Source organism: Flavobacterium sp. NPDC079362 (assembly GCF_050267765.1).
Lineage (GTDB): Bacteria > Bacteroidota > Bacteroidia > Flavobacteriales > Flavobacteriaceae > Flavobacterium > Flavobacterium azizsancarii.
Genome location: NZ_JBNNFM010000004.1, coordinates 177,509 through 200,849, shown reverse-complemented (window position 1 = coordinate 200,849; position 23,341 = coordinate 177,509). Strand labels below are relative to the sequence as shown.

11 protein-coding genes are annotated in these 23,341 nt (G+C 36.0%); 9 read left to right on the top strand and 2 right to left on the bottom strand.

The window, feature by feature from the left end:
- Positions 1-105: 105 nt before the first annotated feature.
- Entirely contained in the window at positions 106-1,794 is a 1,689-nt protein-coding gene (locus tag ACQKCJ_RS06230) for a glycoside hydrolase family 28 protein (RefSeq protein WP_271334146.1), read from the bottom strand.
- Positions 1,795-2,197: 403 nt separating this feature from the next.
- On the opposite strand from ACQKCJ_RS06230, the gene ACQKCJ_RS06225 reads away from it, so the two are divergent.
- The 3 genes from ACQKCJ_RS06225 to ACQKCJ_RS06215 all read left to right on the top strand — a co-directional run bounded on the left by ACQKCJ_RS06225 (position 2,198) and on the right by ACQKCJ_RS06215 (position 7,560).
- Positions 2,198-4,705: a right-handed parallel beta-helix repeat-containing protein gene (locus ACQKCJ_RS06225; RefSeq protein ID WP_427401625.1), complete on the top strand. Its 2,508-nt coding sequence runs from the start codon at positions 2,198-2,200 to the stop codon at positions 4,703-4,705.
- 213 nt (positions 4,706-4,918) lie between these two features.
- Positions 4,919-5,983 (top strand): Gfo/Idh/MocA family protein, encoded by a 1,065-nt coding sequence (locus tag ACQKCJ_RS06220; RefSeq protein WP_271334148.1) that lies wholly within the window; start codon positions 4,919-4,921, stop codon positions 5,981-5,983.
- On the top strand, positions 5,980-7,560 hold the full coding sequence (locus tag ACQKCJ_RS06215; protein ID WP_271334149.1) for a sodium:solute symporter: 1,581 nt from the start codon (positions 5,980-5,982) through the stop codon (positions 7,558-7,560). Before ACQKCJ_RS06220 ends, ACQKCJ_RS06215 begins: the two co-directional genes overlap by 4 nt.
- Before the next feature lie 253 nt (positions 7,561-7,813).
- Here ACQKCJ_RS06215 and ACQKCJ_RS06210 read toward each other — a convergent pair whose 3' ends face one another.
- A complete protein-coding gene (locus ACQKCJ_RS06210) occupies positions 7,814-8,026 on the bottom strand; it encodes a helix-turn-helix transcriptional regulator (RefSeq protein WP_427401624.1) in 213 nt (70 codons plus the stop codon).
- Between the two features lie 595 nt (positions 8,027-8,621).
- Between ACQKCJ_RS06210 and ACQKCJ_RS06205 the strand changes: the two genes are divergently transcribed.
- The 6 genes from ACQKCJ_RS06205 (at position 8,622) to ACQKCJ_RS06180 (ending at position 23,039) form a co-directional block, all read left to right on the top strand.
- Positions 8,622-10,814: an alpha-rhamnosidase gene (locus ACQKCJ_RS06205; RefSeq protein WP_427401623.1), complete on the top strand. Its 2,193-nt coding sequence runs from the start codon at positions 8,622-8,624 to the stop codon at positions 10,812-10,814.
- Positions 10,815-10,987: 173 nt separating this feature from the next.
- The gene (locus tag ACQKCJ_RS06200; protein ID WP_427401622.1) at positions 10,988-12,670 is read left to right on the top strand and encodes a hypothetical protein; all 1,683 of its coding nucleotides are present in this window, start codon (positions 10,988-10,990) and stop codon (positions 12,668-12,670) included.
- Between the two features lie 158 nt (positions 12,671-12,828).
- A complete protein-coding gene (locus ACQKCJ_RS06195) occupies positions 12,829-13,938 on the top strand; it encodes a glycosylase (RefSeq protein WP_271334153.1) in 1,110 nt (369 codons plus the stop codon).
- A gap of 260 nt (positions 13,939-14,198) precedes the next feature.
- Positions 14,199-17,543, top strand: a complete 3,345-nt coding sequence (locus ACQKCJ_RS06190; protein WP_271334154.1) for a glycoside hydrolase family 2 TIM barrel-domain containing protein — start codon at positions 14,199-14,201, stop codon at positions 17,541-17,543.
- 275 nt (positions 17,544-17,818) lie between these two features.
- Positions 17,819-21,244, top strand: coding sequence for a glycosyl hydrolase (locus tag ACQKCJ_RS06185; RefSeq protein ID WP_427401621.1), 3,426 nt, complete (start codon positions 17,819-17,821; stop codon positions 21,242-21,244).
- Between the two features lie 361 nt (positions 21,245-21,605).
- Entirely contained in the window at positions 21,606-23,039 is a 1,434-nt protein-coding gene (locus tag ACQKCJ_RS06180; protein ID WP_427401620.1) for a sialate O-acetylesterase, read from the top strand.
- Positions 23,040-23,341: the final 302 nt, after the last annotated feature.

The following is a 23,341-nucleotide window of genomic DNA, read 5'->3' as shown; positions in this document are numbered from 1 at the left end:
TATATACTCTATACTCTATACTCTATACTCTATACTCTATACTCTATACTCTATACTCTATACTCTATACTCTATACTCTATACTCTATACTCTATACTCTATAATTAAAACTTCACAGCCCCTTTAGGAACAGTCTCCCCAATAGTAGTTTTCTTTGCAAAATTAAAATTAGTTGATGAAGTAAATTCAATATTCTGAGAAGCTTCTCCATTAATGGAAATTGCTTTTGCTGATGTCGAATTGAATTCCACATTTTTCAAAGACAAATTTTTAGCATTGTAAATTTCGAAAATAGTACTGTCTGCGATATCCAGCTTTGCATTAGTGATTTTGATTCCGTTAGCATCAATAATCGAAAAACCTTTTTCTGCCGTAGCGATTAAGTTCGAGATTTCGATATTCTCTAAATTCATTTCAGGCAAACCTTGTAAAAATACTGCTTGCTGAGCACCTTTAATCGTTACATTTTTGATCGAAATGTTTTTAAATTGTGGCGTTTCAACATTCACAGGCATTGCTTTATTGATGATTTTATCTCCACCTTCTTCTAATGTTTCTGCTATTGATTTTCCTCCGTAATAAAGGTTGAAAGAAATCGCCTGAGAAGGAATATCAGTCATAAAAATATCTGAGATATAAATGTTTTCAACCACACCGCCACGTCCGCGGTTACTTTTAAAACGTAATCCAACATCAGTTCCCATAAAAGTGCAGTTTGAAACATGCATGTTTTTTACACCACCGGACATTTCGCTTCCTACGGTTACACCTCCGTGTCCGTGATATACGATATTGTTTTTTATGATGATATTCTCGCAAGGAACACCACGATCACGTCCATCTTTATCTTTTCCTGATTTAATACAAATCGCATCGTCACCCACATCAAAACTAGAATTTTCGATGATCACATTTTTGCACGATTCTACATCAAGGCCATCTCCATTTTGAGAATACCAAGGATTACGAACCGTTATATTGCGCACAATCAAATCTTCAACCATTAAAGGGTGAATGTTCCATGCTGGAGAATTCTGAAACACAGGTCCGTCAAATAAAACTCTTTTACTGTTTTGAATACTTACCAGTACCGGACGCAAAAAGTCATGAATTTTTTCAAAATCCTCTTTCGTTTTTAAGTCAGGACGTACATTTTGATCCGCACCTTTAGAAGCATTCATAAAAACTTCTGAAGGATACCAGCTCGTTTTGTCTTTATTAAGAACGCCGCCTGAAGCAACAAATTTTTTCCATTGCCCCTCAGTTAATTTACTCTTTTTAACCTGTCTCCAAACTTCACCTGAACCATCCCAGACACCATTGCCGGTAAAAGCAATGTTTTCAAGGTTTTTGCCATAAATAGGAGAGATGCAACGCCATGTATTAAGCCCTTCAAAACTCGTTTCGATAATGGGATACAAACTCTTATCAGGAGAAAATTTGATCAGTGCTCCGGTTTCAGCGTGCAATTCGAGATTGCTTTTTAAAATAATAGGGCCAGTAAGCCAGATTCCCGGAGGGATAATTACCTTTCCACCGCCTTTTTTTGAAACCGCGTCTATAGCATCTGCGAAAGCCTTTGTGTTTAAAACATACCCGCCATTTACAGCGCCAAAGTCTTTTATGTTTACACTGTTTTTTGGAATTACAGGTTCTTTGACCTTTGCCATTTTAAACTCAATGTTCTTGTAAGTGTCGTAAGATTGCGAATTCTGGGAGACAATGTTCTGCGAACAACTTGCAATCATAATTGCCAAAGCAATACGTAAAAAGTTAATTGGGTTAGTTTTCATTGATAATGTATTATGGTTAAAATTTAAATCTGAGTCGAAAGCGTTTATTTGCTAAATCTGTTTAATGACCTTTGTTTTTTTATTGATATAGAAAAAATGGAATACTATTAATCATAAAACTTAAATGTAATCGATTACACAAATCTATAAAAAATTATTCTAAATATTCTCTTTAATCGAAAGATTGCCACAAAAGAAATAGTAAAAGTTAAGAAAATATCTTTTCACTGTCTTAATTTCAATAATAGCAGGAGTGTACAGGATACTTATATTTTTATGTTCTTTTAAATTGTGCCATATATTTAAGGTAAATGTTAAAATATCTACTGATGTAAAGTTTTTATTACTTTAAATTATTTCCCCAATAATTTTAATACCAAAAAAAGTTTAAAAATTCAAAATAATGCATTCAAATTCCTTTCGTAAAATTTTCATTGTTTTTTTTATTTTCTGTACCGTCTTTTCAGTCAACGCTGCTGAGATTTGGGTTGCTCCAAACGGAAAAGATACCAATGCAGGCACAAAAGCAAATCCTGTGGCAACGGTACAAATGGCAATGCGAAAAGCCAGAGAACTACGCCGATTAAATGATCCATCTATAAAAGGCGGGATTCAGATTATCGTAATGAACGGTACGTATTATTTAAACGAACCATTGTTTGTAAGACCTGAAGATTCAGGAACTCCGGAAAGTCCAACAACAATTGTGGCAGATCTAAATGCAAAACCAATAATAAGTGGTGGATTTGAAATTAAAAACTGGAAAAAAGCCACAACAATAAACGGCATAAAAAAAGCCAATGTCTGGGTCGCTGATGCGCCTAAAATTGCAGGTGAAATTATTAATTACCGTCAGTTATGGGTAAATGATAAAAAAGCAGTCAGGGCTAAGAGCACTTCCGGAAACACTATGGACCGTATTTTGTCCTGGGATCATGAATCGCAAACGTGTTGGATTCCGTTTAAAGACAAGTCTGTTAAGTTTGAAGCGGGAATGGAAATGTTTATCACACAATGGTGGTCTGTTGCCAATCTTCGAATCAAAAATATCGAAGTTCAAAAAGACAGCGCAAGACTTTCGTTTGAACAGCCGGAAAGCCGTATTCAAAGCGAACATCCGTGGCCAGCACCATGGATTTCGAAAAAAAACGGAAATTCAGCTTTCTTTTTAAACAACGGAATTTCGATGCTGAATGAAGCCGGAGAATGGTATTTGGATAAGAAAAATGCCAAAGTCTATTATATCCCAAGAGCCGGAGAAAATATGAATTCGGCTAAAGTAACGATTCCTGTTTTAGAAAATTTACTAGAAGTAAAAGGAACTATCGATGCTCCGGTACACGATTTTAGATTTAAAGGAATATCGTTTCAATACAGCAATTGGCTTCGTCCTTCGCAGCAAGGTCACGTTCCGTTGCAATCTGGTTTGTATTTGCTTGATGCTTATAAATTAAAAATTCCGGGAACTCCCAATCAGGCCAGTTTAGAAAATCAGGCGTGGGTAGGAAGACCAAGAGCGGCGGTAGAAGTAAATTATGCTAATAATATTCAGTTTGAATCCTGTCGTTTTGAGCATTTGGCCTCAACAGGATTAGATTTAAATAAAGGTACAAATCATAATATCGTAAAAGGAAATTTATTCAAAGACATTGGCGGAAGCGCTATAAACGTTGGAGTATTTTCTGAAGAAGCTTTTGAAGCCCATTTACCATTGAATGTAAAAGACGAAAGAGAAATTTGCTCTGATGAATTAATTGCGGATAATTTGATTACAAACGTTACCACTGAAGATTGGGGAACGCTGGGAATCAGCGCTGGTTTTGTTCGCAATATTACGATTGAACACAACGAAATTTCAGATGTATCCTACTCCGGAATTGCAATGGGCTGGGGTTGGACACACACGGCAAATGTGATGAAAAACAATAAAATCCTTGGAAATAAAATTCATCATTACGCCAAACATCTCCATGATGTTTCGGGCATTTATACCCTTTCATCACAACCAAACAGCAGAATCGAAGAGAATTATATCGATAAAGTTTACAACAGTCCTTATTCTCATGATCCGTTTTTATGGTTGTATTTGTATACTGATGAAGGAAGTCAGGGATTTACGATCAAAAATAATTGGATTGCAACGGAGAAAATCCTAAAAAACAATAACGGTCCTGAAGGCAATATTTGGCAGGATAATAATCCTTATGTAATTACTAAAATCAAAGATGCCGCCGGAATCAGAGCACCCTATACGGATTTAACAAAAGAGGTTTTTATTGATGAAAGCTGGGGATTACAAGAATTGCCAAAATCAGTTGCGATAGAATTAACAGGATCTGATTTTGATATCGAAAAAATAAAATCAACTATAAAAGGATTTCGAATTGTAGGCGAATCGTTGTACCAATGGAAAAATCATTTGGTGATTTATGGCAAGATGAATCAGCCCGAAAGAACCAAACGAAAGTTGGCTTTGGCTTTTCCATCTATTCAAATTAAAATCTATGAAAATCCGATTTATGATTTCCAAAATTTTGACAGATGCAAAGATTCAAAACCGGCATCAGAATGGGAGAATATTGTTTTGACAGCCAATTTGGTCGATGATTCAAAAATGCAAAAGGAGTATGTTGATTATCATACGACGCAATTCGAAAAATGGCCTGAAATAGCAAAAGGTTTCTGTAATGCCGATTTCCAGCAATTGCAGGTTTTCAAAAACGAAAAACAACTCATGCTAATTATCAGTATTCCTAAAGGAGAAAATTTGGATAAACTGAATCCAAAAACAACCCAAAATAATCCGCGTGTTGACGAATGGAATACTTTAATGAAAAAATACCAAACCGGAATCGAAGGAGCAAAACCAGACGAAACCTGGATCTTTCTAAATAAAGTAGAATCGAAATAATAACACATTATTTATCCTAACAGGTTTCCAAAACCTGTTAGGTATGTTTAGCCAATAAGAAAGTAAGCTACTTCCGATAGCTATCGGGATAAAAAGATTAGACAGATTAAAATCATTTGAATCTTTTTAATCTGTGAAAAAAAAATGATGATACCTAACAGGTTTTAAAAACCTGTCAGTATACTTTACAAACTATAGAAAACCAAAAAACCAATGTTAAAAATAGCCATTTTAGGACTCGGAGAAGGCCGAAGCACCATGTCTGCAGCTTTAGGAAGTTCAAAATTAGAACTCGTAAAAGTATGCGACAGAAACGAAGAATTGTGTAAAAAGAGAGCAAGGGAATTTGATTTCCATTCCTACACAACCAATTATGATGATTTACTAAAAGATGATTCCATTGATATCATCGCCATTTATACACCTGATCATTTGCATGCTGAACATATAAAACAAGCTTTATTACACGGGAAACATGTAGTTTGTACCAAACCTTTTATTGATGATCTTTCTGATGCTGCAGCACTTTTAGAACTCAGTAAAAAAACAGGTAAAAAGGTTTTTATAGGTCAGAGTTCAAGATTTTTTGAACCTGCAAAAAGACAGCGAAAAGATTATGAAGAAGGATTAATAGGAGATTTAATTACTATCGAAGCGCAGTATCACGCTGATCACAGATGGTTTTTAGAGAAAGAATGGTCGTTGTTGCAGTCTTTCAGATGGCTGTACGGTGGTTTAAGTCATCCAGTAGATTTTATCAGATGGTATTTACCTAATATCGAAGAAGTAATGGGTTATGGAATGATCAGCAGTAACGGAAGTGCTGCGGGTTTGAAAAATGAAGATACGATGCATTTTATATTTAAAGCCACAGACGGAAGAATTGCCAGAGTAAGTGGTGTGTATACTTCGCCAACACAACCTGCGCAACGTGATAGCGGAATGAGTACGATTTTAAGAGCAACTGAAGGCGCAAGTCAGGCAGATTACCATGAATTGCGTTATGCTGTTACAGACAAAACCGGCGAAGAAAAAGTAATTACGTGGGGAGATTCAACCTTAAAACATTATTTCCGTTTTGAAGGGCAAAGCCATCACGCAGGAGAATATCAAAATTATCTGGAATATTTTGTAGACAGCATCGAGCTCAAATTTACGGCGTATCCGGATATGGAAGAAGGCATAGGAACCGTAGCTTTACTACAAGCGATGGATAAATCACTACAAACCGGATTGCCAGTAAAATTAGCTGACGTTCTTAATGAATACGGGCTATGAACAGCATCTACGATAAATTAACAACGCTCGATTTTATAATTGTTGCCGTTTATCTGGTAGCTTTATTAATTATTGGCTGGGTTGTTAGCGTCAAGCAAAGCAAGAAAAACGAAACCCTTTTTCTGGCTGGAAATTCATTAAACTGGTACAGCATTGGGTTCAATATGTGGGGAACAAATGTTGGTCCGTCTTCGTTATTGGCGTTTGCGAGTATTGGTTACGCAACCGGAATTGTAGCAGGAAATTTTGAGTGGTACGCCTTTGTTTTTTTACTGCTTTTGGCAATGGTTTTTGCACCGCGTTATATTGCGAGCAAAGTAAGTACAATGCCGGAATATATGGGAAAACGCTATGGCGACAGCACACAAAATATCTTAGCTTGGTATGCTTTAGTCAAAATTTTGGTAAGTTGGTTATCATTAGGATTATTCAGCGGAGGTGTTTTAGTACGTCAGATTCTTGGAATCCCAATGTGGCAAAGTGTGACAGTTTTAGTAATTTTTTCAGGAATTTTTACTTTTGCCGGAGGATTAAAAGCCATTGCGAAAGTCAATGTTTTTCAGATGATTTTATTGATTGTCGTTTCATTAACCTTATCTTATTTAGGTTTACAAAAATTGGGAGGAATTGATGTTTTAATTGCAAAAACACCTTCTAATTTCTGGAATTTAGTACAGCCGGCAAACGATGCGCATTATCCATGGCCCGCCATTTTATTAGGATATCCTGTTGCTGCTGTGGCTTTCTTTTGTACAGATCAATCAATGGTGCAGAGTGTTTTAGGAGCCAAAAATCTGGAACAGGGACAATTGGGAGTAAATTTCATTGGCTGGCTAAAAGTTATGGCGTTGCCTTTGTTTATTTTACCGGGAATCCTTTGTTACGCCTTATATCCTGAATTAGGCAAAAACTCTGATTTGGCTTATATGACAATGGTCACAAATCTGTTCCCAAGCGGAATGAACGGTTTGGTTATTTGTGTGATGATTGCCGTTTTGGTAGGAACAATTGGTTCGTCGCTAAATGCGTTAAGTACCGTTTTTACGAATGATATTTATGTCAAGAAAATCAACCCGACAGCTACTATAAAAGAACAGATTAAGATTGGAAGAATCACCATTGCAGCCGGATGTTTGTTTGCAATTCTGATTGCCATTGCAATCGATAATATAAAAGGACAAAATTTATTCAATATATTTCAAGCGGTTTTGGGCTTTTTAGCACCTTCATTATCTGTCGTTTTTCTGTTAAGTATTTTTTGGAAACCAACTACAAAAAAAGCTGTAAACGTTACATTATCCTGGGGTTCTGCATTTAGTTTATTTGTGGGAGTTTTATATCTATGGATATTTCCTGCCGATAAATATGCAATTTGGCCACACTTTTTATTGATTTCATTTTACATTTTTGCCGTATTATTAGTCGCAGCAGTTATAATCTCATTATTAGATAAAAGCCCTGAAACCAATTTTTCAGTTGAAGTTGATATTCCTAAAACTAGTATGAAAGTTAAGCTGTTGTTTGGTTTGTTGGGATTAACTATTTTGGCTTTGTATTTTGTTTTTAATGGGAATTGAAACTATATAAAAACAAACTTCTAATAAAAACGAAAGACTGTCTCAAAAAGGCAGTCTTTTTTTGTTTTTTTGCGTACTATTTGTCATTTCGACCAAAGGGAGACTCGAGCGATAGCGAACAGACGAAGTAAATCGCATTCAATTTTCGATAAAGATTGACTAATTTCTATGCGGAGTTTCTTGTGTGATTTCTCCCTTTTGTCTAAATGACAATATTGCGATTGTTGTACTGGTTAAAAAGATTTTTTATATTTTATTTTGGTAGAGTAGAAACCAACAACTCTCGAACATCAACTTTCAAAAATTTAGAAATTTCATAAAGTGTTTCAATAGAAGGCTGAAATTCATTAGTACACCAGCGAGAAACAGTGGATACAGTTTTACCTAAATGTTTAGCTAATTCCTTATTACTTCTATTGTTTTCAACTAAAACAACTTTTATTTTATTTAACTTAAGTTTCGACATAATGTTGATTTATTGCTTTTTTATGCAAATATGATGTATTTTAAATATAATGAAAAGTATAATAAAATTATTCAAAAGTGCTGTAAAATTATAATTTTAATATATTTAGTTATTGTTTTTAATAAAATTTTTACTATATTTTCTTTAATGAAAGTAAAAACTTAAATAAAGCGATCAGGAAAACGACAATTAAAAGATATCGGTTTCGAATACGGGCGATCTGTAACAGTTCGACATGAAAAAGATATAATTATCATCATGGCAAATACTAAGATTGAAAAGATCACAAAGTATTGATTATTTATATTTTTAATGGATATTAAACTCAGATCAACTTTAAAGAATAATAAAAAAAGTGCTTCAGAATCCCTGAAGCATTTTTTTTTATGATAGTTTTTAAGAAGCCTGAGTGATAAATCTCACAACCCATTATCTATTTGAAAAAAAATCAAATAAAATTTAAAGAATTAAATAAAAAAAAGGGACTAAAATTACGGTCATGGTATAAAAAAGGTTAATTATTCCGCGTAAACAGGACAGTGCAGGGTATGAAATGTAAAAATAACGTTTATCTTTAGCCTTAAATTATTGTTATATGCAGAACCAATTTTCAATTTCCAGATTTTTGCTTGTTTGTCTTATTTTTTGTTCTTCGGTTTTTCTGTTTGCGCAGGAAAAATCAAAAGAAGCGACATGGATCTGGTATCCAGGAGATTTTGAAGTTTGGTTAAGCAATAAAATGCAGGTAAAACGTACAGAACGCGAAGCGGTATTTCCGCCGCTTTGGCAATATTATAGTCCTTATGCGCTGGTAACTTTTCAAACAGAAGTAGATATTCCAACACCAGACGAAGTAAAAATTTATTCAGAAGGACCTTTCCAATTACTTTTAGATGGTATTCAGGTTTATGGGCAGCCAAAATCAATAACTATTCCCGCCGGAAAACACAAAATTTCCTTCAAAGTTTATAATCAGGAAGTATTGCCGACAATTTATATCGATGGTAAATATGTTAAATCTGACGCCTCCTGGAAAGTGACCAACGAAGATAAACTTTGGATTGATGAAACAGGAAAAGCACAACAATCCGGTACACCATGGGTGCCTGTTGGTTCCTGGAATTTTGATGCACCAGAGAATAAACCTTCAGGATTTAAACTGACTACCAAGCCTATGAATGCTAAAAAAGCAGAAAAAATAGGGACTGGTCAATTAGTAGATTTCGGTAAAGAAACTTTTGGTTACATTAAAATTCATGGTTTAAAGGGAAAAGGTAAAGTAGCACTTTATTATGGTGAATCTCGTGAAGAAGCGCTGGATTCTGCAAGATGCGAAACCTTAGATCATTTATCTTTTGATGGAAATCAGCCTGCAACATACACACATAATGGATCCAAAGCGTTCCGCTACGTTCAGGTTCAGGCAGATGCAACGGTAAAATATGATTCTATTTCGATGCTTTATGAATATTTGCCATTAGACTATCGTGGTGCATTCAGATCTTCAGACCAATTATTGAATCAAATTTGGGATGTGTCCGCTTACACAATGCATCTAACGTCCCGCGAATTTTTTATAGACGGAATTAAACGCGACCGTTGGATTTGGTCTGGCGACGCATATCAAAGTTATTTAATGAATTATTATTTATTCTTTGATTCGGCTTCTGTAGAACGAACGATGTTAGCGCTTCGTGGAAAAGAACCTGTGACGGCTCACGTTAATATCATAATGGATTATTCGCTCTATTGGTTTGTGGGTGTTTACGATTATTACTTACACACAGGCGATACAAAATTTATCACAACTTTTTATCCGCGAATGAAGTCACTTATGGAATTCTGTTTAAAAAGAAGAAACACAAGCGGATTCCTGGAACCACTAGAAGGCGATTGGGTTTTTATTGATTGGGCAGACGGATTACCAAAAACAGGCGAGGTTAGTTTTGAGCAAATGCTTTTAGCAAGAAGTTTAGAAGCGATGGCGGTTAGTGCTGAAATTGCAGGTGAAAAGGAAGACCAAAAAGAGTATAAAAAATTAGCTGATGATTTAAAGACAAAATTATTTGATGTGTTTTGGGATAAAAAACAAAACGTTATGAAGCATCAGCGTATAAACGGCAAAGTAGAAGATATTGTAACGAGATACGCTAATATGTTCGGTATTTTTTTCAATTACTTTAATGAAGAGCAAAAACAAAGTATAAAAAATAAGGTACTGCTCAATAATGATATTCTTAAAATCACAACGCCATACATGCGTTTTTACGAGTTAGAAGCTTTGTGTGCTATGGGCGAACAGGATTACGTATTAAAAGAAATGAAAGATTATTGGGGCGGAATGCTAAAAGAGGGCGCAACATCTTTCTGGGAAGAGTATAACCCAAACAAAAAAGGAGCAGAACATTTAACCATGTACGGACGCCCTTACGGTAAAAGCCTTTGCCACGCTTGGGGAGCAAGCCCAATTTATTTGTTAGGGAAATATTATTTGGGCGTAAAACCAACTTTACCAGGATATTCAGAATACGAAATCAAACCTAATTTAGGAGGTTTAAAATGGATACAGGGAAAAGTACCAACGCCAAACGGAGAAGTAGAATTGTATTGCAGTACCAAAGAAATCACAGTAAAAGCGGCTGAAGGCGAAGGGAAATTGATTTTTGAAAGTTCAGCTAAGCCTAAAACAAATTCAGGAATAATTACAGCATTAGCTAAAAATAAATATCAATTGATTGTAAAACCTAATATTGAATATAAAGTGAGTTATAAAGCAATTAGTTTTTAGTCCACAGTTTGTAAACGTCTAGTGCGTCATTTCGACGAAGGAGAAATCACACGCGTAACCACAAAGATTGTCGATTATAAGTAGGGAATTTCTAATGCGATTTACTGCGTCTGTCCGCTATCGCTCGGGCTCCTTCATTGGAATGACAAAAAAACTCAAAAAATAAAAAAACAATGTTTTCAAAAAATACAAAATACAATTTCAAATTAAATACAGTTTTTCTGGTATTGTTTTCAGTTTGTCTTCAATTTTCAGTTCTGGCACAGAGCCAGAGATTAAAACCCGCTTCTTTTGAAGTTATAAAATCAAACTACAAAACATTCAAAACAACACAGTACGCACACGTATTTTCAGGAAGCAAACATAATATTGTTCGTTTAGCCCCGGAATTGAAAGGTTTGCAAGGTGTAGAACTTCCTTTAGAAGCATATAAAAAAGGAACAAACACTCCTTTGCAATTAAAATTCAAAGAACCGGTTCAGGTTTTGATTGGGGTTTTTCAAGAAAATAATCAGGAATATCTTCAATTAAATAATAATGCAAATTCAAAATTAGTTTTAGAAAATGCAGTAACCATTACAGGTTTACCGCCAATAAATATTTATGCGATTTCTTATCCTAAAGGAACCCAGACTATAAATCCGGGAAAAGGATTGTTCGCCCTTTTGGGTGTTGTGAAAAGCAGTCAAAAATTAACCTTAAGAAACGCAGAACTTCCGAACGGTAAATTATGGAATCCAACGTTTATCGTTGAAGGATTTTCAGACGAGAAACCCCTTTTCGAAATTATTGGAGGAGAAAATAAACCTGTTGTAGAAGAAGGAATGCCCGGAACCGAAGGAATTCAAGGCGGTTTTGAAGGCGGACGCGTGGTAAAAGTAGGCGATACGTATCATATGTTTCCAACCGAAAGAGCCGGAGAAAAAGGAGTAGATTATTATTATGATCGCGTAAAAACAAGAATCGGACACTGGAGCAGTAAAGATGCTATTCACTGGAAAAGAGAATCTACTATATATCAGGCAAGCGGTACATACGCCGTAACCGAAGACGATAACCCAATGAATGATCGCCGTGCCGCAATTTGGTCGTATATGCCGGTTTTTAACGAAAAGGCAAACAAATGGTACGGCTATTATTTAGCCTATACAGTGAGTAAAGAAATAGAACCAAATCATTCATTTGGAAGAATTTGGAGATGTGAATCGACAGTAGACGGTATCAACGGAATTGGTGGTCCGTACAAGGATATGGGAATCATTATGGAACCGGGATTAGACTCAGAACCTTGGGAGGGGCGTCAGGGCGTGGCTTCATTTTTTCCTTATAAAGTAGGCGATAAGTATTTTGGTTTTTACAGCGGAGCATATCCTTTTAATTCCTGGGCAGATTATCCAAAGAAATCAGGAAAAGGCTGGTTTGTGGCTTTAGCCGAATCAAAAAGTTTAGAAGGTCCATGGTCAAGAATAAAAGAGGGCAATAATCCGATAAAGACAATGCATCCGTTTTTTGTAGAAAATCCAATTGTGAGTCAGCTACCAAACGGTTTATATATTGCCATTTTTGATGGAGGACCGGACGGTTGGGGACATCATTTGCCTAATATGATCGCCTATTCAGTATCAAAAGATGGTAAAAATTGGGGAGAAGCAAGATATCTTCCCATAGAAACAAAAGTCGATAAATGGTGGGATATTATGAGAACGCCATTATGTCTAATTCCAGAAGGAAATGACGCTTACACCATTGTTTACGCCGCAATCGACCTAAAAAGAAGATTTCACCCAATGGGAATGGTTAAAGTAAAATTAAACAAAGACGTAATGGAATCCCGTTTAGAAGAATTGAAGAAATAGAAAAAAGATATAAGAAACAAGATTTTAAAGAATAGAATATAGAGTATAGAGTAAAGAATATAGAAACTTTGCGACTCTGCGTCTTTGCGAGATTAAATTGTTCGCAAACAAATAAAAAACTTAGCGACTTAGCGCCTTCGTGGCAAAAATAACATAAAATGAAAATTAAATATTTATTAATCGCCTTAACAGTACTTGCCATAACAAGTTGTGCAACAAAATACAAGAAAAGAGAAATCAACGAAACCGTAATGCAGGAGATTTACAACGAGATCAAAACGCCTTACAAATATGGTTTGGTCATGGTTCCCACAGACAACTCCTATAAAATGGATTGTCCGAGTGTGTTTAGAAAAGACGGAAAATGGTTCATGACGTATTTAATCTATGGCGGAAGAGGTTACGAAACCTGGCTGGCAGAAAGTGATGATTTATTGCATTGGAAACATTTAGGAAAAGTAATGTCTTTTTCTGAAAATGAACAACATTGGGATGTCAACCAAAAAGCAGGATATATTTCGTTGCAGGATCCAACATGGGGAGGAAGTTACGAATGGGAAAAATACGATGACAAATACTGGATGAGTTATTTTGGCGGAGACAGCAAAGGTTACGAAGCCGGAGTATTGTCTATTGGAATGGCTTATACCAAAGAATCACCAACAAAAGCGCATGAATTTGATCGTCTGGACAAACCTGTTCTGACTCCAAAAGATAAGGACGTAAGCTGGTGGGATAACAGCACGATGTATAAAAATACCGTAATCAGAGATACAGAAAAACAAACCGGACATAATTTCATCATGTATTACAATGCCCGTGGCGATAGTTTGAAACCAGCAAAAGGAGCAGAAAGAATTGGAATGGCAGTCTCTAACGATATGAAAAGCTGGAAACGTTTTGGTAAAGATCCAATATTGAACAATCATAAAGGAATTACAGGCGATCCATACATTCAGAGAATTAACGATACCTGGGTGATGTTTTATTTTGGTGCTTTCTGGAAACCCGGAGCTTTTAACCGTTTTGCGGTTTCGAATGATTTGATTCACTGGAACGATTGGAAAGGCGAAGATTTAATCAAATCATCTGAACCTTATGACGATTTGTTTGCACACAAATCATTTGTAGTAAAACACAACGGAATAGTATATCATTTTTATTGCGCCGTAAATAAAGCAGAACAAAGAGGAATTGCAGTAGCAACTTCTAAAGATTTAGGCAAAAGCGAAACGAATTTTGTGGCGCCGCCAGAGAAGAAGAAATAGTTTTCAGTCTCAGTCTCAGTTTGAATTGCCAATAGGTATAGTCCCTACGGGACATTTTTACATTAGCTGCCGATGTTGCTATCAATATTTAATCACTACTAGATATTCCGTTAGGAATTTAATATTGGTAGTATTAAGAAGGTAGAAATCAATATTTAATATCTGCGAAATATTCCGTTAGGAATTAAATGTTGGAAGCAAAAAAAACATTTGCAAATAAGTTTTGTCCCGTAGGGACTACATAATATAATAAGTTAATAATGAATGAATTAAAATCAATGTCAATTTATATTCGTCAATTTTTCAATTTTGAATTTTCGATTAATAAATTATATTTCACATTTTGCATCTTACTTTTTACGGTTATGGGAAATGCCCAATCCGTAACAGGAGAACCTGCGGGAATTCCCGAAATACCTAAAAAGTACGAATTTGCTCCTTGGGAAGATCCAACGGTTACGAGTATCAACAGACAACCATCAAGAGCAACGGCATATTCATACACAAATATCGAAGATGCCTTAAAAGGAGACAGAACAAAAAGCCGACTTAAAATGCTTACTGGAGATTGGGATTTTAAATATGCATCTAATCTTAAAGAAGCTTCTAGAGATTTTTATAAAGGAAAAGTCAATGGCTGGAAAAAAATAGAAGTCCCGTCAAATTGGGAATTAAAAGGTTATGATATTCCAATTTACAAAAGTGCCGTTTATCCGTTTCGACCTATAAATCCACCTTTTATTCCTAAAGATTATAACGGAGTTGGGTCCTATCAACGCAGTTTTACCGTTCCTGAAAATTGGAAAGATATGACAGTAACTTTGCATTTTGGAGCTGTAAGTTCCGGATTTCAGGTTTGGCTGAACGGAGAATTTTTAGGATATGGAGAAGATAGTTTTTTGCCTTCGGAATTTGATATTACGCCGTATTTAAAAGAAGGCGAAAATGTAGTTTCGGTTCAGGTAATTCGTTGGACAGACGGTTCATATCTTGAAGATCAGGATCATTGGCGCGTAAGCGGAATCCAGCGTGAAGTTTTTATTATGGCAGAGCCAAAATTACGCATTCAGGATTTCTTTTATCAAACCAAATTAGACAAAGAATACAAAGACGCTTCTTTTCAACTGCGACCAAAAGTTGAAAACCTGACAGGCGAAAAAATCAAGGATTATACTTTTCAGGCACAATTATACGATGCCAATAATGTAGCTTTATTCAAAGAACCACTTAAAAAACCGGTGATCGATATGATCAACGAAAGTTATCCTCGTCTGGATAATGTACGTTTTGGAATGTTTAAGGAAAATATCACTAATCCAAAAAAATGGAGTTCAGAAGAGCCTAATTTGTACACTTTGGTAATGTCGATAAAAGATGCAAACGGAAATATTACAGAAGCAAAAAGCTGTAAAGTTGGTTTTCGTTCAGTTGAATTCTCCAAGGAAAACGGAAAAATGCTTATCAACGGAAAAGAGACTTATGTTTATGGTGTAAACCGTCACGATCAGCATCCAACCAGAGGAAAAGCAGTTACAAGAGAAGATATTAAGGAAGATATTACCACCATTAAAAAGTTCAATTTCAACTTTATCCGAACCAGCCATTATCCTAACGATCCTTATTTCTATGATTTATGTGATCAATACGGAATCATGGTGATGGACGAAGCCAATCAGGAAACTCATGGTATTGGCGGAAAACTAAGCAATGACCCAAAATGGACAAATGCGTATTTAGAACGTATGACGAGAATGGTCGAAAGAGATAAAAATCATCCGTCAGTTGTGTTTTGGAGTTTAGGTAATGAAGGCGGAAAAGGACCAAATCATGCTGCAATGGCAGGTTGGGTTCACGATTTTGATATTACACGTCCTGTACATTATGAACCCGCACAAGGAAACCCGAGATTAGAAGGTTATATTGATCCACTTGATCCAAGATATCCTAAAACAATCGATCACGCGTACAGATTCGAAAATCCGCAAGACGAGCCGTACGTTGATATGGTCAGCCGATTCTATCCGGGAGTTTTTACACCAAAGTTTCTGGTAGATCAGAAGAAAGACACACGACCAATTATTTTCGTTGAATATTCTCATGCAATGGGAAATTCAGTTGGAAATTTAAAAGAATTATGGGATGAATTCCGTTCGCTTCCAAGAGTTATTGGAGGTTGCATCTGGGAGTTTAAAGATCAGGGATTATTGAAAAAAGATCCGGCAACGGGTCAGGAATTTTTTGCTCATGGCGGAGATTTTGGCGAAAAATACCATGACGGAAACTTCAATACAAAAGGAATTGTCGATTCTAACGGAAAACCAAAAGGTTCTATTTATGAGAACAAATGGATTTACCAACCGGCGACAAGTACATTAAAAGATAATTTTCAATTAGAAATTAAAAATCGTCAGGCCGTAAAATCTTTAGCTGATTATATTCCGGTTTTGAAAATATTAGAAAACGGAAATGTGATTAAAACTCAGGTATTAAAACCTTTCAATTTAGAAGCAGGACAATCTACAATTTTAGATGTAAAACAATATCTGCCTAAACTGAAAAAAGATGCCGAATATTTTCTGAATATCGAGTTCCAGCTTTCAAAAGAGGAATTATGGGCTTCTAAAGGTTATACAGTTGCAGAGGATCAGTTTTTGTTGAAAAAGCAAGACGTAACAATTGATTTTAAAGAGAAAGATTCTAAGTTTAAAACAACAGAAACTGAAACAGATTTTAAAATAAAAGGAAAATCATTTGAGATCAATATTAGCAAGGCAAACGGAGCTTTGAGTTCTTATGTTTTCAATGGCGAAGAGCAGGTTTTTGCACCGCTGCTGCCTAATTTTGTAAGACCACTTACGGATAATGACAAAAGAGGCTGGAAATCGCACAAACTTTTAAAACCGTGGTATCAGGCAAAACCAAAAGTGGTAAGTACAAAAATGGCGATTGCAATTGACGGAACAACAATTACGAGTGAATATGAAGTCATAAAAGACAGTGCGAAAGTTCAGGTTGTTTATAAAATCAATAAAAACGGAATTATAAAAGTGGATTATAGTTTGAAAGCAACAAACAAATTACCAAACATTCCAAAAATTGGAATGCAAATGGGAGTACAAAGAAAATTCGATCAGATTTCGTGGTACGGAAAAGGAGAATTAGAGAATTACATTGACAGAAGTTTTGGATCGTTTGTAGGGAAATATTCGTTGCCAATTAATGATTTTCTGGAGCATTATGTGAAACCTCAGGAAAACGCAAACAGAACAGAAGTAAGATGGATGGCTTTTAGAACACCTCAAAAAAATAAAGGTTTATTGGTTGTCGATGATTCCAAAGTTTTAAGCATGAGCGCGTGGCCATATACGCAGGAAAATCTAAGCGCCGCCAAACATACTTTTGATCTGAAAGATCCGGGATTTTTAACGGTAAATATCGATTTGATTCAGATGGGAGTGGGAGGAAACGACAGTTGGACTTTAGTAGCCCAACCTTTAGAACAATATCAAATTAAGTCCGGAGATTATCAATATAGTTTTTATCTCGTTCCTTTTTCAGGTTCAAAAAATGGCCTGGATGAAAGTTTGAAAAAATTTAAGTATTAAGTTATGATCTATCCTAACAGGTTTCTAAAACCTGTTAGGTATTTCTGTTTAGAAGCTTAGAGATTAAAGATATATTTTGTTATTTCCATCGAAAAGATACTCGAGCCGATAGCGAACAGACGAAGTAAATCACACTAGTAGCTCGACAAAGATTATCGAAGTTCTTTACGGAATTTCGCGTGTGATTTCTCCTTCGTCGAAATGACAAAAATGTGAATAAAATAGTATGTATTGAACCCGACAAGTTTTTAAAACCTGTCGGGTTTGCCAAACGAATGAAAAAAACAATAATAATGTTCCAAAAAACAATCTTCTTTTATGTATTATTTTTCACGGGACTCATTTCCGCGCAGCAAATCCATAAAAAAGAAAATAATCCGTTTCAGCCCACAATCGAATCCTCAAGACCTTGGGTATATTGGTATTGGATGCAAAGTGCTTACTCAAAAGAGGGGATCACAGCTGATCTCGAAGCGATGAAACAAGCCGGAATTGGGGGTGCCTATTTAATGACCATTAAAGGACCGGCAAGTCCGCCATTGATCAATCCGCCGGTTTTACAACTAAGTCCTGAATTCTGGACTTTGGTACGTTGGGCTTTGACAGAAGCAGACCGTTTAGGCGTAAAAATCGCTTTTCATCCCGCTGATGGTTTTGCCGTTGCCGGAGGTCCCTGGATTACACCCGAAATGTCGATGCAAAAAGTAGTTTGGGCTGATATTACGGTAAACGGCTATAGTTTCAAAAAACTGCAATTACCAACGCCAAATCATTACAAAGACTATTATAAAGATATTGCCACATTTGCTGTTCCGGTTAAAGAAGCATATACAACATCAAATCAAAATCGCCCAAGAATTACATCTACTGTTCCTAATTTCGATGCATCATTTTTAAGTGATAGTAGTAAAGACGATCAATTTAGGTTAAAGGAAAAAGGCTGGATACAATATGAATTTAATGAGCCGTTTTTATGCAAATCGATTCAGATAGAAACCAAAGGAAATAATTATCAGGCGCATCGTTTAATCATTGAATTTAGTGATGATGGCAAAAACTTTAAAAGCCTTGGTCGATTGATAACCCCGCGTCACGGCTGGCAGGATGTTGATGCTTTTTACACCCATAGTATTGTACCAACAAAAGCCAAATATTTCAGGTTCATTTATGATCCGGAAGGAACAGAACCAGGCGCAGAAGATCTTGATCCCGCAAAATGGAATCAGGGTTTGAAAGTCGCAAAAATACTCTTGTCGAATGAACCCTTGATCGATAATTATCAGGGAAAGTCGGGAGCCATTTGGCGTTTGAGTCCACAAATAACAGACAAAGAAATCAGTAGAGCTGATTGTATTGATCCATCAAAAATGATTAATATCTCGAAGTTTGTGGATCAGAAAGGAATTCTAAACTGGAAAGCTGCATCAAAAGAAAATTGGCGAATTATCCGTTTTGGATATACATCGACAGGGCATGAAAACGCGACGGCAGGAGCAGGAAGAGGTCTGGAAGTAGATAAGTTTAATCCTGAAGCCATTCGTTTTCAATTGGATCATTGGTTTGGCGAAATGCTTAGAACTGCGGGTCCTGAATTAGCTTCAAAAGTGGTCAAAATATTACATATTGATAGCTGGGAATGCGGCAGCCAGAACTGGTCGCCCGTTTTTAGAGAGGAGTTTAAAAAGAGAAGAGGTTATGATATAGTAGATTATTTGCCGGTTATGGCGGGAATTCCAGTGAAAGATATTCAGACTTCAGAGAAAGTGTTGTACGATGTTAGAAAGACGATTTCAGAATTGGTTGCGGATAACTTTTTTGCAACATTAGCTGATGAAGCTAAAAAAGCAAACGTGAAATTCAGTTCAGAGAATGTGGCACCAACGATGATGAGCGACGGACTTTTACATTTTAAACATATCGATTATCCTAGTGGTGAATTTTGGTTAAAAAGCCCAACACATGATAAACCAAACGATATGCTGGATGCTATTTCGGGCGGACATATTTACGGAAAAGACATTATTCAGGCAGAAGCTTTTACAGCGTTACGAATGGATTGGGACGAACATCCGGGAAATTTAAAAACTTTAGCAGATCGAAATTACGCTCTTGGAATTAACCGTCTTTTCTATCATGTTTTCATTCATAATCCGTGGATAGATCGTAAACCGGGAATGACTTTAAACGATATAGGAACTTATTTTCAGAGAGACCAAACGTGGTGGAAACCCGGAAAAGCCTGGTTTGATTATTGTCAGAGAGTTCAGTTTCAATTGCAAAAAGGAAAACCTGTTGTTGATTTGGCCATTTTTATTGGTGAAGATTTGCCATCGCGTTCAGTACTTCCGGATCGATTGGTACCTTTTATTCCGAATGTTTTTGGCGCAGCAAGAGTTGAAAGTGAAACCATTAGATTAAAAAATGAAGGTCAGCCAAGTATTAAAATCCCAAAAGAAGTAACGTCTACTAAAAATTCTACGGATTTATCGCAATGGATCAATGCCATGAATGGTTATCAATATGATTCGTTCAACTCCGATGTTTTATTGAATAATACGAAAGTAGAAAACGGAAAAGTAATCTTTAGTAATAGTATCGAGTACGGCGCTTTATTGTTTCCGGGAAGTCATAAAATGGCTCCAAATAAATTGATTTCTTTGGCTGTAGCCGAAAAAATGCTTCAGTTGATAAAAGAAGGAGCAACCGTTTTTATTGATGAAAAACCAGATTTGCAACCCGGAATACAATCCAAAGAGAATCATCAAAAATGGCAGAGTGTTTTAGATGAAATCTGGAATAATAAACAGAATGTTTCTTCATGGAAAATAGGAAAAGGAACGGTTATTAAATTGCCTTACCAGGGAAATGACTTCACTTCAATTGGAATTGAGCAGGATATTTATTTTCCAAAATTAAATAGAGATGATTCCCAAACGATTGCCTGGACACATCGAAAATCTTCAACGGAAGATATTTACTTTATATCCAATCAGAAAGAAGAAAAAAGAGAGTTTGAAGCTTCATTTCGTGTTGCCGGAAAAAGACCGGAATGGTACAATCCTGTAACAGATAAAACTTCATCTTTAGTAAATTGGAAAATCGAAAACGGACGTACAATTGTGCTTTTGACTTTAGATAAAAACGAGTCGGGTTTTGTGATTTTTAAAGAAAACACAAAAGAAGTCGTTGCAAAGGATTATAATAAAGCAGCCGAATTTGAAACGGTTCAGACTTTAGATGAAAAGTGGGAATTGCAATTTGATCCTGAATTTAAAGGTCCGAAAGAAGTGGTAAAAACGAACAAACTTTTTGACTGGAGTACATCTCAAAATGATCAGATTAAATATTATTCCGGAACAGTAATTTATAAAAAGGAGGTTAACTGGAAAGGAAAAAATACTGATAAAATCTGGTTGGATCTGGGGACAATTGCTAATCTCGCAGAAGTAACCATTAACGGAAAAGAGTGTGGGACAATTTGGACTTTCCCTTATAAAGTTGCTATTTCTGAAGCCTTGAAAAAAGGAAAAAATACAATCGAAATCAAAATTACCAATACATGGGCAAACCGACTAATTGGTGATGAGAAATTACCAAAAGAAGAAAGATTAACCTGGACAACAGCGCCTTTTAGATTGGAGGGAGAGCCTTTATTAAAAGCAGGGTTGTTAGGGCCGGTTGTGATTTTGAAAGAAAAATAAATGTTTTTGCCTTGTAGACTGGACTAAAGTCCAGCCCTATAATATGTTTCGAGCCGATGGCTCTTTTGCGTAACGTAAAAGTTTTGAGGAACGATTTACATTATAGCGTGGGGTTTTTAACCCTATGGACTGGACTAAAGTCCAGCTCTATAATATGTTTTGAACCGATGGCTCTTTTGCGTAACTTAAAAGTTCCGGAGGAACGATTCATATTGTAGCGTCGGGTTTTAACCCGATGGACGATCAGATTGGAACAACGGATTTTAATGCGTTGTAATTTAAAATAAAAAAAGCCTCGAAATTCACGAATGATTGTAGAAAGATTATAATATAAAATTCGTGGCTAAAAAAAACTTAAGAAATGATACATTTTAAAAATTTAATTATTGCACTTCTATTGCTTTTTGCAAGCTTTCAAATCCATGCAAAAATCAAATTACCTGCATTGTTTTCGGACAATATGATGCTGCAGCAAAAGTCGAATGCACCAATGTGGGGGTGGGCAGAAAAGAATGGAAACATTACCATAAAAACATCCTGGAATTCCAAGATTTACAAAGCAAAAGCAGACAATCTGGGCAAATGGAAAGTGGTCTTGCAAACCCAAATTGCGGGAGGGCCTTTTACGATAGAAGTGACGGAAGGAACTGAAAAAGTAATCGTAAAAAACGTATTGATTGGTGAAGTCTGGCTATGCTCAGGACAATCGAATATGGAAATGCCTTTGAAAGGTTTTCAAGGGCAACCTGTGAAAAACGGAAATGAAATCATTGTAAGATCAACCAATAAAAACATTCGTTTGATTACGATTCCAAGAGCAACAGTTCTCGAAGCATTGGATAATTTTGAAGGTCAATGGGAAGTTGCTTCTCCAAAATCAACAGCTAATTTTAGTGCAACAGCCTGGTATTTTGGTTCACTTTTGCAAGAAGTTTTAGATGTTCCTGTTGGTTTAATTCACGTTTCTTACGGAGGATCAAGCATGGAAGCGTGGATGAATCAGGAAATGCTGAAAGATTTCGCAAGCGCTAAAATCCCAACAAAAAAAGAAGAATTAGCGAAAGATCCAAATCGTGTTCCGACAACTTTGTTTAACGGAATGCTTTCGCCTGTTATTGGCTACGGAATCAAAGGCTGTATCTGGTATCAGGGCGAATCGAATTATGAAAAAGCTAATGAATACGCAGCATTAATGAAGAAAATGGTGAGCAGTTGGAGAACGTTATGGAAACAAGGCGATTTCCCTTTTTATTACGCTCAGATCGCACCGTTTAATTATGCTACATTTCATCCAAAAGACTATCTGGAAAAATACAATTCGGCTTATTTAAGAGAAGCACAATTGAAAGCGACAAAGGAAATCCCGAATTCAGGAATGGTAGTTTTAATGGATATTGGAGAAGAAAATAGTATTCACCCAATGGACAAGGAAAAAGGCGGAAACCGACTGGCTTTTCAGGCTTTGGCCAGAACTTACGGAATTGAAGGTTTCGAATTCGAAAGTCCGAAATACAAATCGATGGAAATAAAAGACGGTTCGGTTACAGTTTCTTTTGATGATGTCGCCAACGGAATTACAGCATATGATAAAGAAGTTACCGGTTTTGAATTGGCAGGAGAAGACAAAGTGTTTTATCCCGCAAAAACCGTAGTAAGAAGAAAATCAGTGGTTTTGACTTCTGATAAAGTAGCGAAACCAGTTGCAGTAAGATATTTGTTTAAAGATTTTGCCAAAGCAGAATTGTTTAGTGCAGGAGGTTTGCCTGTTTCGTCTTTCAGAACAGATGAGTGGTAGGATTTTAGTTAAGAGTTAAGAGTTAAGAGTTATGAGGTATAGGTTAAGAGTTCGACGCCTGGTTTATCATTTCGACCGAAGGGAGACTCGAGCCATAGCGAACAGACGAAGTAAATCACACTCGTAATTCGACAAAGATTGAAAATATTCTGAATGGAGCATCTAGTATTATTTCTCTCGCGAAGTTTCGAGCGAGAAATGACAAGAAATGAAAAAAAATATAAGAATTAATCTGCTCAATCTGCGATAGAAAATTAAAATTTAGATACCTACAAGGTTTTTGAAACCTTTCAGAAAAGAAA